11 protein-coding genes are annotated in these 13,247 nt (G+C 68.7%); 5 read left to right on the top strand and 6 right to left on the bottom strand.

Annotated elements, in window-relative coordinates:
• Nucleotides 1-82: 82 nt before the first annotated feature.
• A complete protein-coding gene (locus ACQE3C_RS13405) occupies nt 83-1,765 on the bottom strand; it encodes a 5-methylcytosine restriction system specificity protein McrC (RefSeq protein ID WP_434539062.1) in 1,683 nt (560 codons plus the stop codon).
• Between the two features lie 369 nt (nt 1,766-2,134).
• Between ACQE3C_RS13405 and ACQE3C_RS13400 the strand changes: the two genes are divergently transcribed.
• The gene (locus tag ACQE3C_RS13400; RefSeq protein WP_434539063.1) at nt 2,135-4,180 is read left to right on the top strand and encodes a thioredoxin domain-containing protein; all 2,046 of its coding nucleotides are present in this window, start codon (nt 2,135-2,137) and stop codon (nt 4,178-4,180) included.
• Between the two features lie 15 nt (nt 4,181-4,195).
• Entirely contained in the window at nt 4,196-5,983 is a 1,788-nt protein-coding gene (locus tag ACQE3C_RS13395; RefSeq protein ID WP_434539064.1) for a glycoside hydrolase family 15 protein, read from the top strand.
• Here ACQE3C_RS13395 and ACQE3C_RS13390 read toward each other — a convergent pair.
• From ACQE3C_RS13390 to ACQE3C_RS13380, 3 genes are read right to left on the bottom strand one after another with little or no spacing between them, the layout of a single operon-like run.
• On the bottom strand, nt 5,946-7,658 hold the full coding sequence (locus ACQE3C_RS13390) for a SulP family inorganic anion transporter (protein ID WP_434539065.1): 1,713 nt from the start codon (nt 7,656-7,658) through the stop codon (nt 5,946-5,948). The genes ACQE3C_RS13395 and ACQE3C_RS13390 overlap by 38 nt on opposite strands.
• On the bottom strand, nt 7,655-8,005 hold the full coding sequence (locus ACQE3C_RS13385; RefSeq protein ID WP_434539066.1) for an ArsR/SmtB family transcription factor: 351 nt from the start codon (nt 8,003-8,005) through the stop codon (nt 7,655-7,657). The genes ACQE3C_RS13390 and ACQE3C_RS13385 overlap by 4 nt, the downstream gene beginning before the upstream one ends.
• 26 nt (nt 8,006-8,031) lie before the next feature.
• A complete protein-coding gene (locus ACQE3C_RS13380; protein ID WP_434539067.1) occupies nt 8,032-8,868 on the bottom strand; it encodes an isoprenyl transferase in 837 nt (278 codons plus the stop codon).
• Nucleotides 8,869-8,932: 64 nt separating this feature from the next.
• Here ACQE3C_RS13380 and trhA point away from each other — a divergent pair, with 64 nt between their 5' ends.
• From trhA to ACQE3C_RS13365, 3 genes are all read left to right on the top strand, one after another.
• Nucleotides 8,933-9,607: a PAQR family membrane homeostasis protein TrhA gene (gene trhA, locus ACQE3C_RS13375; RefSeq protein WP_434539068.1), complete on the top strand. Its 675-nt coding sequence runs from the start codon at nt 8,933-8,935 to the stop codon at nt 9,605-9,607.
• A 299-nt stretch (nt 9,608-9,906) separates the two neighbouring features.
• Complete coding sequence (locus ACQE3C_RS13370) at nt 9,907-11,190, top strand: PhoH family protein (RefSeq protein WP_434539218.1); 1,284 nt, start codon at nt 9,907-9,909, stop codon at nt 11,188-11,190.
• Between the two features lie 45 nt (nt 11,191-11,235).
• Complete coding sequence (locus ACQE3C_RS13365; RefSeq protein WP_434539069.1) at nt 11,236-11,784, top strand: DUF4245 domain-containing protein; 549 nt, start codon at nt 11,236-11,238, stop codon at nt 11,782-11,784.
• Here ACQE3C_RS13365 and ACQE3C_RS13360 read toward each other — a convergent pair.
• Both ACQE3C_RS13360 and xseA read right to left on the bottom strand, forming a co-directional pair.
• Complete coding sequence (locus ACQE3C_RS13360; RefSeq protein ID WP_434539070.1) at nt 11,773-11,985, bottom strand: exodeoxyribonuclease VII small subunit; 213 nt, start codon at nt 11,983-11,985, stop codon at nt 11,773-11,775. The genes ACQE3C_RS13365 and ACQE3C_RS13360 overlap by 12 nt on opposite strands.
• Nucleotides 11,978-13,228, bottom strand: a complete 1,251-nt coding sequence (gene xseA / locus ACQE3C_RS13355; protein WP_434539071.1) for an exodeoxyribonuclease VII large subunit — start codon at nt 13,226-13,228, stop codon at nt 11,978-11,980. Before xseA ends, ACQE3C_RS13360 begins: the two co-directional genes overlap by 8 nt.
• Nucleotides 13,229-13,247 lie beyond the last annotated feature (19 nt).

Genomic DNA, 13,247 nt, shown 5'->3' with positions numbered 1-13,247 from the left:
TCTGGCGAAGGTGCTTCTCGGGCAGCGATGAGTGCTGCGGAGCCACTCGTCCTCGGGTGGGAGACGGGGAGGAGAGCACTGCCTAAGGGGCCATGGGATCGCCTGCAACGTAGGAGGTGCCACCCCCAATGCTGCTGGCGGCGATGGCATCGGCCAGTGTCGCGATTTCGTGCTCGACCTGCGCCGGTGTTCCGCTCAGGTCAATTGAGTGAAGAACGAGCCTCTTCCCGCTGTGTTTAACCGTCACAACGCTCTGGTGCGTATCGCCCGAGTCGCTGCAATAGATCAGGACGCCTTCGGTCAGATCCATGGCGGTCGTGTAGGCCAGTAACTGGTAGTAATCGCTGCTTCGGCCACGCGCATCGGGAGCAAGCTTGTATTTGATGTCGCCCACGTAACGGATGACTCCGCGAGGGGCGCGGAACACCAGATCCGGTTGCATCGCCACTTGCTGCCCCTGGCCCAAGTGAACGGTCGGCTCACCGATGAGATCCAGTCGGCCCTGAAGCTCTCTTCGCAGGCGCTCCGTCACGAACCGCTGGAAGAGGTCGTTCATGTCGACCATGAATGACAACGCGGTGGTTGAGCCCCGGACGTCGGTCAGAGTGAGATTCGTGAGCACCAGACGGGCCAAACCGAGCGCCGGTGCGTAGTCCCGACGGGTCGCCTGATCCTGCTCATTGCCAGCCGTCGGGTACCCGGTCGACGCCTTGAACTCGGCAACGATCGAGGCCAACTCGTCCGCACCGTCGCCGATGTTGGTATCACCAGCGAGCACGGCGATCAACGGGGCCACGGCCGCTGCGGTCTTGAGGACTTCCTTCGGCAGGTCGAGCGAGGAAAGGGCATCACGGCCGAACCAGCGGGCATAGACCGCCTCACCACTGCCGCCTCCAATGAAGCCGACGTCCTTGCCGATCCGTGAACCACCGGAGGCGAGAAGCTCATAGCCGGGTAGAGGATGACTCTCGACGAGCGCCCTGACGCGCTCGGTACCACCGGCGTTGCCATTCGGGTAGGGACGCAGCCCGATCGCGAGTCCCCGTCCGTTGAGCCACAACCGCACGGCAAGGCCGTAGGTGCCGGGCACCCGCCAATCCACCCAGAGATCCCCTCGCGGCCAGACCCCGTCCCATGTGAGTGATGGTTTGTGCGCCTTGAGCGTACGACCCGTGGCGCCGGAAATCCTGGCTTCGAGGGAGGTTCCGATGTGTTGGGCGACGGCCACCAATGCACGCGCATTACCGCGGTATCTCTCGGGGTCATCGGTCACCTTGTCGGCAGCTTCGCGAAGAGCCGCCCGATCACATAGGGCGGGGTCCATGACTATTGGCCGTTGGTCGGCCCACCAGTCCGTGACCTGCTCGAAACGAAGTGGATCGCCGTCGAGCTCCATTGCATAGCGGTACAGCTCGGCATACCGGTCGCCTTGGTCGTCGTAGGTTGAGACCCCCGTGCAGTACTCCAGGTACTCAGTGGATTTGGGCCATGCCACGGGCCAATCCGTTGGGGCATCGAGGCCCCAGTAGTAGGACGCCACGAATGGTGCGCGGCTGGCGCTGGGGTGCGATCCAACACGAATCGATTCCAAGTGAGTGGCGAGGAGTTGGATCTTGCGTGTTGCGTCGTCGAGGTCGACAGGAGTGGTCAGGACATCCAGCAGGACGGTGACCGCGACAACTGGCTCTGGCGACAACTTGTTGATCTGGTTGATGATCTCTGTCCCGCGGTTCCAGCGTAACCGGAGGGGGAACTTCGCACCCACTTGTCGGTACTCGCCTGGAAGGCGCCCAACTCACGTGACCTTCGCAGCCCGTCAAGAAAGTCGCGTGCCTCGTCTGCATGAGGAGAGAGGTTCTGGGCACGCCACCGGACGTGATTCTCGGTGTCGAGGGTGAACCGCTTGATGTGTGTCTCGTGCCACCGCCGCCGAATCTCGTGCTCCAGGACCCCGATCTCTTCATGGTCAGCCATGTTGCTCCCACCTTCCGCCTCGTGGCGAGCGTAGCGATGCCCGCCGACAAATATCAGTGCCGTGGCCAAGGCGCGGCGCGCGTAGGCTTGATCGTCCCCGACTGGAGACCGGGGTTGGGCGCCGGCCGTTGCTGTCAGCGCCCCGCACTAGGCTTGCCCCATGCCGAACCGCTTGTCCGACGCCACTTCCCCCTACCTGTTGCAGCACGCCCGCCAACCGGTGGACTGGTACCCGTGGGGTGAGGAGGCTTTCGCCGAGGCCCGGGAACGCAACGTGCCGGTGATGCTGAGTGTCGGCTATGCCGCCTGCCACTGGTGCCACGTGATGGCCCATGAGTCCTTCGACGACCCCGAGGTGGCCAAGGTGCTCAACGAGCACTTCGTCTCGATCAAGGTCGACCGCGAGGAGCACCCCGACGTCGATGCGGTCTACATGAACGCCACCCAGGCCCTCACCGGGCAGGGCGGCTGGCCGATGACGGTCTTCCTGACCCCCGACGGCCTGCCGTTCTTCGCCGGCACCTACTTCCCGCCCGAGCCGCGCCAGGGCCTGCCCAGCTTCACCCAGCTGGTCGAGGCGCTCGCCAAGACCTGGGACGAGCAGCACGAGGCGGTGCTCGAGTCCGCCGAGCAGATCCGCACGCAGCTGGCCGAGATCAACCAGGTGCCCGAAGCCGCCGAGAAGGCCCCCACAGCCATGCAGACCCTCGACGCGCTCGGCAAGGACTACGACATGCTGCACGGCGGCTTCGGGTCGGCCCCGAAGTTCCCCGCAGCGATGGTGCTCGACGCGCTGCTCGTCAAGGGTGACCACACCAGCCTCGACATGGCCCAGCTGACCTGCGAGACGATGGCCCGCGGCGGCATCCACGACCAGATCGGCGGCGGCTTCCACCGCTACTCGGTCGACGCCCAGTGGGTGGTGCCGCACTTCGAGAAGATGCTCTACGACAACGCGCTGCTGCTGGGCACCTACACCCGCACCTGGCGGCGCACCGCCGACCACGACCCCGACAAGCGGGCCCTGTTCGAACGGGTCATCTTCGGCATCGTCGACTGGCTGGCCGACGAGATGGCCACCGAGAACGGCGGGTTCGCCTCGTCGCTGGACGCCGACTCGGTCGACATCCGCGGCTCGGTGCACGAGGGCATCTACTACGTCTGGAACCCCGAACTGCTCAACGATGCTCTGGGTGAGGACGACGCCGCCTGGGCGCAGGACGTCTTCCACGTCACCAACCAGGGCACCTTCGAGCACGGCCTGTCGACCCTGCAGCTGCGCAAGGTCGGCGACTGGCCCCGCCTCGAACGGGTCTCGGCCCGGCTCAAGGAGGTCCGCGACGGGCGCTTCCGCCCGGCCCGCGACGACAAGGTCATCGCCTCCTGGAACGGGCTGGCGATCGACTCGCTGGTCACCGCCGGCATGGTCTTCGACAAGCCCGAATGGGTTGAACTGGCCCGCCGTGCCGCCGAGGCGGTCTGGCAGGTGCACCTGGTCGAGGTCGACGGCGTCCGCGAACTGCGCCGCAGCAGCCGCGGCGGCGTGCCCGGCGACAGCCCGGCCGTCACCGAGGACTACGGCGCCCTGGCGCTGGGCTTCACCCGCCTCGCCGGCGCCCTCGGGGACGCCACCTGGCTCGAACGCGCCGCCTGGCTCGTCGACCAGGCCGACGAACTGTTCAGCGCCGACGACGGCGGGTTCTTCGACGCCGGTGACGACGACCTGCGCTTCGCCCGCCCCCGCGACCTGATGGACAACGCCACCCCCAGCGGCACCGCCACCATGGTCCACGCCCTGCGCGCGGTCGGGGTGCTGACCGGTGAGCAGCGCTACGGCGAGCGCGCCGACGCCGCCGCCCGGACGACGTGGGCCACCGTCGCCGCCGCTCCCCGCCACGCCGGCTGGAGCCTGGCCGACGTGCTCGTCATGGACGAGGCCCGCCGCGGCCTGAAACTCGCCGACGTCACCATCGTGGTCGACGAGGACGACCGGATGAACCAGCTCGTCCGCGCCGCCTGGCGGATGGCGCCGGCCGGTTCGGCGATCGTCGCCGGCCCCGCCGGGACGACCGGCTTCGGGCACCTGTTCGACGACCGCGAGCAGCGCGACGGGCAGGCCACCGCCTACGTCTGCCGCGGGCAGGTCTGCTTCGAACCGGTGACCAGCTACACCGAGTTCAAGACCCCGCTGTGGAGCCGCACCTGATCCCGGGAAGAACCCATGGACACCCCGCTGGAGAAGTACGCCCTGCTGTCCGACCAGCACAGCGCCGCCCTGGTCTCCGAACAGGGCAGCATCGACTGGCTCTGCCTGCCCCGGTTCGACTCCCAGGCGGTGTTCACCGCGATCCTCGGCGGTGAGGACGCCGGCCACTGGACCCTCGAAGCCGTCGACGGTGAGGTCGTCGACCGCCGCTACGTCGGCGACTCGTTCGTCCTGCAGACCACCTGGCGCACCCCCACCGGCCAGGTCACGGTGACCGACTACATGCCCGTCGCCGCCCCCGACCAACCCACCCGCCACGACCTGATGCGCAGCGTGCGCTGCGACGCCGGCCACCTGGTCGTGCGCAACGTGCTGCGGATCAGGTTCAGCTACGGCGAGGCCGTGCCCTACTTCCGCAACGTGACCGACGGTGACGCCTGCGAAATCCTGGCCGTCGCCGGTCCCGACTCGCTGCTGCTGCGCGGGCCGCTGCTGGAACAGCGCGACGACGTCCATGTCGGTGAGTTCGAACTGACCGCCGGCGACGAGCTGCACTGGGACCTGTCCTGGTCACCGTCGTTCCACGAGTACCCCGAGGTGCTCGAACCGGTCACCGGCATGGAGGCCACCATCGCCGCCTGGAACGACTGGGCGTCCGCGATCGACGTGCGCGGCCCCTACGCCGAACAGGTCCGCCGATCCCTGCTGACCCTGCGGGCGCTGACCGACGAGGTGACCGGCGGCATCGTGGCAGCCCCGACCACCTCACTGCCCGAGGAGTTCGGCGGCAGCCGCAACTGGGACTACCGCTACGTGTGGCTGCGTGACTCGGCGCTGACCATCGAGGCACTGCTGGCCCACGGCTTCACCGACGGCGCCAACCGCTGGCGCCACTGGCTGCTGCGCGCCATCGCCGGTGACCCCAACAAGCTGCGCATCATGTACGGACTGGGCGGGGAACGCCACCTGCCCGAGTTCGAACTCGACCACCTGCCCGGCTATGAGAACTCGACCCCGGTGCGGATCGGCAACGGGGCAGCCGGCCAGTACCAGGCCGATGTCGTCGGTGAGGTGATGGTCGCCCTGCACACCCTGCGCGAGGCCGGCGTCGCCGAGGACGAGTTCTCGTGGGGACTGCAGAAGTCGATGCTCGACTTCCAGGAAGCCAACCTCGAACGTCGCGACCACGGCATCTGGGAGATGCGCGGCGACCTGCACCACTTCACCCACAGCCGGGCCATGATGTGGGCCGCGTTCGACCGGGGCGTGCGGGCCGTCGAGGAGTACGGCCTCGACGGACCCGTGGAACGCTGGCGCGAACTGCGTGACCGGATGCGCGCCGAGGTGCTCGAACGGGGCTTCAACGAGCAGCTGCAGAGCTTCACCCAGACCTATGAGAACACCGAGGTCGATGCCTCCCTGCTGCAGCTGCCGCAGGTCGGGTTGCTCGCCCACGACGACCCGCGGATGCTGTCCACCGTCGCCCGGATCGAGGCCGACCTGCTCGACGAGCACGGCTTCGTCCACCGCTACCGCACCGCTGCCGGCACCGACGGGCTGCCGGGCGACGAGTACTCCTTCCTGATCTGCGCGTTCTGGCTGGTCGAGCAGTACGCCCGCTCGGGACGCCTGCTCGACGCTTGCGCGATGATGGACCGGCTCGTCGGCGTCAGCACCGACCTGGGCCTGCTCGCCGAGGAGTACTCCCCGGTGTACGGGCGGCTGGCCGGCAACTTCCCGCAGGCGTTCAGCCACCTGGGGTTGATCAGGGCAGCTGATGCGTTGGACGAGGTTCTCGGTTAGCCCGCTCACGTTCGACGTGGATGCGGGCGTGGGCCAGGGCATCGTCCATGGCGACGAACAGGTGCTTGTGGTGGCGCAGTGAGTCGAGCACACCCACCGACCGGAAGATCTGCTCGTGGCCGGGCTGCACACCCTTCAGCAGCACGGTGATGCCGCGCCGTTCCAGGCCGGTGACGATCTCGCTGAGCACCCGGGCGCCGCTGGCGTCGACCAGTTCGAGCTGCGACATCCGCAGGATCACCACGGTCACCCCCTGGATGTGCACGGCCGCGTCGAATACCTTCTCGGACGAGGCGAAGATCAGCGGCCCGTCGAAGCGCAGGATGGCGATCTGCTCGTCACCGGGCAGGTCCTGCCCGCGGATCGGTTCCCGGCTGACCTCGGTGGCGCGCACCATGTTGCGGATCGCGACAATGCCCAGCAGCACCATGCCCACCACCACGGCCACGATCAGGTCGAAGGCCAGGGTGACGACGAAGGTGACCACGAAGCTGATCGCATCGCCCTTCGTGGAACCCATGATCGAGCGCGCGGTGACCAGGTTCACCATCTTCGTGGCGGTGACCACCAGGATGCCGCCCAGGGCAGCCAGCGGGATCATGCCCACCGGGCCGGCGGCGACCAGCACCACCAGCAGCAGCACCAGCGCATGGGTGATCGCCGCGAGCCGGCTGCGACCGCCCGAACGGACGTTCACCGCGGTGCGGGCCAGCGCCGCGGTGGCCGGCATTCCGCCGAAGAACCCCGAGCCGATCGAGGCGATGCCCTGGCCGATCAGTTCCCGGTCGGGGTCGTAGGGGCCGGTGTCGTCCATGGACGCCGCGACCCGCGCCGAGAGCAAAGACTCGATCGCGGCCAGGGCTGCGACGGTGGCCGCGGCCGGCAGCAGTTCGACGGCCAGACCGGGGCTGAGCTGGGGCAGCGACGGCATCGGCAGGGTGTGGGGGAGTTCGCCGATCACCGCCAGCGGGGTGTCGACCAGGGCGGCGACCACGGTCACCACGACGATGCCGATCAGTGAGCCGGGCAGGGTCGGGTGCAGCCGGGGGGCCAGCAGCATGCAGGCCGCCACCACCGCGGCAGCGCCCAGGCTCCACGGCAGGTAGCCGAGTTGGGCCTCGCTGATCGACTGGACGGCGGCGACCACGGTGTTGGACGAGTGCTCGCCGGCCGCCGACTGCACCGGTGAGACCAGCAGCGGCACCTGCTGCAGCAGGATGATCACCCCGATGCCCATGGTGAAGCCCTCGATCACCGGCCAGGGGATGAACGAGACCACCCGCCCCAGCCGCAGCGCCCCGGCGGCGACCACCATGATGCCGGCCATCACCGCGATCGCGGCGACCACGCCGACACCCTGGGTGGCGACGATGGGCAGCAGGACGACCGCCATGGCGCCGGTGGGCCCCGACACCTGCACGTTCGAGCCGCCGAAGACCGCGGCCAGCATGCCGGCCACGATGGCGGTGATCAGGCCGGCCTCGGCGGTCACACCGGAGCTGACCCCGAAACCGAGGGCCAGCGGCAGCGCGACGATGCCGACGGTGAGCCCGGCCAGCAGGTCCTTGCGCCAGGTGGTGCGCAGGTCGCGGTAGTCCGACCACGACGGCAGCAGGGTGCGCCACGACCGCGACCGCCTCGCCGGGATGGCGGCGTTCTGGGTGGGGGCGCTCATGGCGTGGGCAACTTCGGCAGGGACTCGACGTCGTCGACCAGTTCGGTCAACAGCCGGCGGGCGACGCTGAGCAGGTCGGCGACCGCCGGTGAGAACAGCCGGTAGTGCACGTGGCTGCCGCGCCGCTCGGAGATCACCAGCCGGTTGTGGCGCAGCACGGCCAGGTGCTGGGACAGGTGCGAGGCCTCGAGCTCGGTCTGCTCGAGCAGTTCGGCGACGGTGTGCTCCTGGCCGTCAGCGAGCAGTTCGAGCACCCGGATGCGCAGCGGGTGGGACAGGCCGCGGAACAGCCCGGCCTTGACTTCGTACAGGGGTGCCTGCGGGGAGGCCTGCCAATGTGGTGACATGATGAAGTCATCATATCGGTGTTTGCTCAGCGGCCGTAGCGACGCTCACGCTGGGTGAAGGAACGCAGGGCGCGCAGGAAGTCGACCCGGCGGAAGTCGGGCCACAGCGCCTCACAGAAGTACAGCTCACTGTGCACGCTCTGCCAGATCAGGAACCCCGAGACCCGCTGCTCACCGCTGGTACGGATGATCAGGTCGGGGTCGGGCTGCCCCTTGGTGTACAGGTGGTCAGCGATCTGCTCGATCTCCAAGGTGGTGGCCAACTCGGCCAAGGTCGTCCCCTTCTCGGCCTCTTCGGCCAGCAGGGAACGGAAGGCGTCGCGCAACTCGTGTCGTCCGCCGTAGCTGACCGCGATGTTGATGTGCATGCCGGTGCGCCCGGCGGTGGGTTCGGTGGCGGCCTTGAGCCGGGCGGCGATGTCGTCGGGCAGCAGGTCCATCGCGCCGACGATCTGCACCCGCCAGTTGGGGTGGGTGGCCAGGTCGGTGACCATGTCGCCGATCACCTGCAGCAGCCCGTCGAGCTCGTCACGGTCGGCGCGCTGCAGGTTGTCGGTGCTCAGCACCCACAGGGTGACCCGACCGATGCCGGACTCGTCGCACCACCCGCAGAAGTCGCGCAGCTTGTCGGCGCCGGCCCGGTACCCGGTGATCAGTGGCTGGCCGGGGGCGTTCAGTCGGGCCCAGCGGCGGTTCCCGTCGGCCATCACCGCCACGTGCTGCGGCAGCCGGTCGCGGTCGAGCTCGGCGGTGAGTCGCCCCTCGTAGGAGCGGTAGAGCAGTCCGCGCGGGTGCAGTCGGTCGATCAGTTCCTGCCTGCCCTCGGGGCTGCGCAGTCGGCTGAACAGTGACGACTTCGACATGCTGGTCAGCCTAGCGAAGCGGGGCCGTGTTGTACCTGAACCTACGCAAGCGTAGGTTAGTGGTGTGCAGAAGTTGAGTGAGTCGCCCCGGGTGGCGGACGTGGTGGCAGCAGTGAAGCCCCGGCTGAGGGGGTGGCTGCACACCGGCATGACCCCGCTGGCCTTCCTGGGCGGGCTGGTGCTGATCATCTTCACCCCGACCATCGGCGGACGAGTGGCCGTGGCGGTCTACCTGTTGAGCGCCCTGCTGCTGTTCGGCAACTCTGCGGTCTACCACCGCGGCACCTGGAGCGAACGCACCACGAGACTGCTGCGCCGCTTCGACCACGCCAACATCTTCGTGTTCATCGCCGGCACCTACACGCCGCTGGCCGTGCAACTGCTCGAGGGACGCTCCCGGGTAGCGCTGCTGGTGCTGATCTGGGTCGCGGCCGCGCTGGGCGTCGGGTTCCGGGTGCTGTGGCTGTCGGCCCCACGCTGGCTCTACACCGCGCTGTACCTGCTGATGGGCTGGGCGGCGGTCGGCTGGCTGGGCCAGTTCTGGACCAACGGCGGGCCGCTCGTGGTGGCGCTGATCATCGCCGGTGGCCTGGTCTACTCACTCGGTGCGGTGGTCTATGCCCGCAAGCGGCCCAACCCGTCACCGACCTGGTTCGGCTTCCACGAGATCTTCCACGCCGCGACGGTGGTGGCCGCACTGTGCCACTTCGCCGCGATCTGCGTGGCCACCTTCGCCTGAGCCTGCTCGGCAAACACTGGGTGAACTCTCGCGCGGCCGGAATGAATTTCCGGCGCGCCAACCGGGATCGGGCAGTCACGGCGATTAGCGTCGGGACCAGAAGCGGCTGTCAGGGCCCCATGGCCCGCCTTCCCCGACGATGCTTCACCACGGAACGAAAGATCCAGCAAGGGTTGTTCGCCGTTGGTGTGAGGCCCTTGCCACGGGAAGGAAACACCGTGCTCAAGAGCGCCACCGACCAGAACACCACGCCGGACCAGGCGGCCCCGCCCCTCGCGTTCACCGGTTCCTCCCGGCCGCTGACCACCTATGTGATCGACACCTCCGTGCTGCTGAGTGACCCCCGCGCATTGCTGCGTTTCGCCGAGCACGCCATCGTCGTGCCGATCGTGGTCATCACCGAACTCGAGGCCAAGCGCCACCACCCGGAACTGGGCTACTTCGCCCGCTCGGCGCTGCGACTGCTGGACGACCTGCGGGTTGAGCACGGACGACTCGACGAGCCGATCCCGGTCAATGACCGCGGTGGGGTGATCCACGTGGAGCTGAACCACACCGACCAGACCCGGCTGCCGCTCGGCTTCCGGCTGGGCGACAACGACACCCGCATCCTGGCGGTGGCGCTGAACTACCAGGCCGAGGGTGCCGACGTGGTGCTGGTCTCGAAGGACCTGCCGATGCGGGTCAAGGCCTCGGCGGTCGGGCTGCAGGCCCAGGAGTACCGCGCCGAACTGGCCCGTGACACCGGTTGGACCGGCATGAAGTCACTCGAGGTGCCCGGTGAGGTCATCGACGCACTCTACGCAGGCGGGTCGGCCGAGGTCGCCGAGGCGGAGTCGCTGCCGGTCAACACCGGCCTGGTGCTGCACTCGTCCAGCGGTACCGCGCTGGGGCGCAAGACCGCCACCGGGCAGGTGCGGCTGGTGAAGTCCGACCGCGAAGCGTTCGGGCTGCACGGACGATCGGCTGAGCAGCGGGTCGCGCTCGACCTGCTGCTCGACCCGGAGGTCGGCATCGTGTCGCTGGGTGGGCGCGCCGGCACCGGCAAGTCGGCCCTGGCCCTGTGTGCGGGGCTCGAGATGGTGATGGAACGCCGGATGTACTCCAAGATGATGGTGTTCCGGCCGCTGTACGCGGTCGGCGGCCAGGAGCTCGGCTACCTGCCCGGCAACGAGAACGAGAAGATGTCGCCGTGGGGCCAGGCCGTCTTCGACACCCTCGGGGCGCTGACCAACAAGTACGTGATCGACGAGATCATCGAGCAGGAGATGCTCGAGGTGCTGCCGCTGACCCACATCCGTGGGCGTTCGCTGCATGACGCGTTCGTGATCGTCGACGAGGCGCAGTCGCTGGAACGCAATGTGCTGCTGACGGTGCTCAGCCGCATCGGGCAGAACTCGCGGGTGGTACTGACCCACGACGTGGCCCAGCGTGACAACCTGCGGGTCGGGCGCCACGACGGGGTCGCGGCCGTGGTCGAGAAGCTGAAGGGCAACCCGCTGTTCGGCCACGTGACCCTGACCCGCTCGGAGCGTTCCCCGATCGCCGCCCTGGTCACCGACATGCTGGAGGAATCCCTCTGATGGGGCTGATTGGTCCCCGGTTGGTGTAGCTGGGACACTGGCCGGGTGGCTGGACCCAACAAGAACGCAACTGCCCGCGACATGATCTGGACCATCATCGTGTTGATGGTGCCGGTGCTGCTGATCACCTGGTTCTTCACCCGCGACCCCGAGGGGCCGCCGGTGACCTCGGTGGACTGGCAGTCGGTGGTGGCCCAGGCGCAGCAGGCCGACGAGTTCGAGGTGCAGACGCTGAAGGCGTTGCCCGCCGGGTGGACGGCCACCAAGGCGGTCTGGGTGGAGACCGGCCAGGTGCTGCCCTCGGGTGACCCGGCCGGTGGCCCGACGTTGGAGTTGGGGTTCCTGGCCGATCACCAGGTCTACTTCGCGATCAACCAGACCAGTGCCCCGGCCGCGCCCTACCTGGTGCACGTCACCCGGGAGGGCACCCCGGTCGGGCCGGTCGAGGCCGCCGGCCGGGAGTGGCAGCACTACCTCTCGGCCGACCGGCGCACCCATTCGCTGGTGCACACCAGTGATGCCGGGGTGACCACCGTGCTGGTCTCCGACGCCGGGGTGGAACGCCTCAGTGAGGTCGCCGGGCTACTCGAGTGACTTGTCGACTGACTTGCGGGCGGCCTCGACCGTGGCGCGGGCCCCGTCCAGCCACTGCTGGCAGATCTCGGCCAGCTGCTCGCCGCGCTGCCACAGCTGCATCGACTCGGCCAGCGGGGCGCGGCCCGACTCGAGTTTGGTGACCACCTCGGCCAGTTCGGCGCGGGCCTGCTCGTAGGGGATCTGCGGGGTCTCAGTCATGGTCGCCTCCGGCCGGTGCTTGGGGGTGGGGGTTCGGGGTGCTCTGGCGCACTTCGAGGACGAGCTCGCCGTCGGCGAGGTAGGCCAGCAGGTCGTCGCCCTCGTCCACCGAGGTGACCGAGGTGATGGTGTCGGTGCCGTCGGTGAGGATGGCGTAGCCGCGTTCCAGGGTCCGCTGCGGTGACAGGGACCGGACACGTTCGAGCAGGTGGCGCAGCTGGCGTGACTCGTCGTCCACGGCGCGGCTGATGGCCGCGTGCAGGCTGGCGCGCTGGGAGTCGAGACGTTCCTGGTGCATCTCGAAGCTGGCCAGCGGGTTCAGCAACACCGGGCGGGAGCGCAGCTGGTCGAGCAGCCGCTGTTCGTTCTCGAGCCGGGAAACCACCGCCTGCGCCATCCGGCTGCGGGCCTGCTGCACCAGGGCACGTTCCTCGGTGGCATCGGGGACGATCCGTTTCGCGGCATCGGTCGGGGTCGAGGCGCGCAGGTCGGCGACGTTGTCGAGGATGGGGGAGTCCTTCTCGTGGCCGATCGCCGAGACCACCGGGGTGCGGCAGGCGGCGACCGCCCGCACCAGGCCCTCGTCGGAGAAGGGCAGCAGGTCTTCCAAGGAACCGCCGCCGCGGGCGATCACGATCACCTCGACGCCGGGGGTGCGGTCGAGCTCGGCCAGGGCGTCGATGATCTCGGCCGCCGCGGTGGCGCCCTGCACCGGGGTGTTGCGCACCTCGAAGCGGGCCGAGGGCCAGCGGCGGCGGGTGTTGGTGACCACGTCGCGTTCGGCGTCGGAGTTGGCGCCCGAGATCAGCCCGATGACGGCCGGGACGAACGGCAGCCGCTGTTTGCGGTGCGGGTCGAACAGGCCCTCAGCTTGCAGGGTGCGTTTGAGGTGTTCGAGGCGGGCCAGCAGCTGGCCCTCGCCCATGGGGCGCAGTTCCCGGCACTCGAAACTGAGTTGGGTGTTCTGCTCCCACACGCGGGCCTTCACCCACGCGGCGACGGTGGCGCCTTCGGTGAGCGGGCCGGCATTGTCGAGCACGAGCCGGCTGCAGGTCAGTGTGGCCGACACGTTGACCCGCGAGTCACGCAGCTTGAGGTACTGGGTGGCGCCGCTGCGGCGGTTGATCTCGAGCACCTGGCCCTCGACCCAGATGTCGCCGGTGCGTTCCACCCAGCCCTTGAGCGCAGCGACCACCCGCCCCAGCGGTTGGGGGCGGTCAGCAGAGCTCTGGAGTTCGGCCACGCAACCACCCTAGGTGGTG

This window comes from Aestuariimicrobium sp. Y1814, from assembly GCF_050113895.1.
Lineage (GTDB): Bacteria > Actinomycetota > Actinomycetes > Propionibacteriales > Propionibacteriaceae > Aestuariimicrobium.
This window is presented reverse-complemented; position numbering and strand designations above follow the sequence as displayed.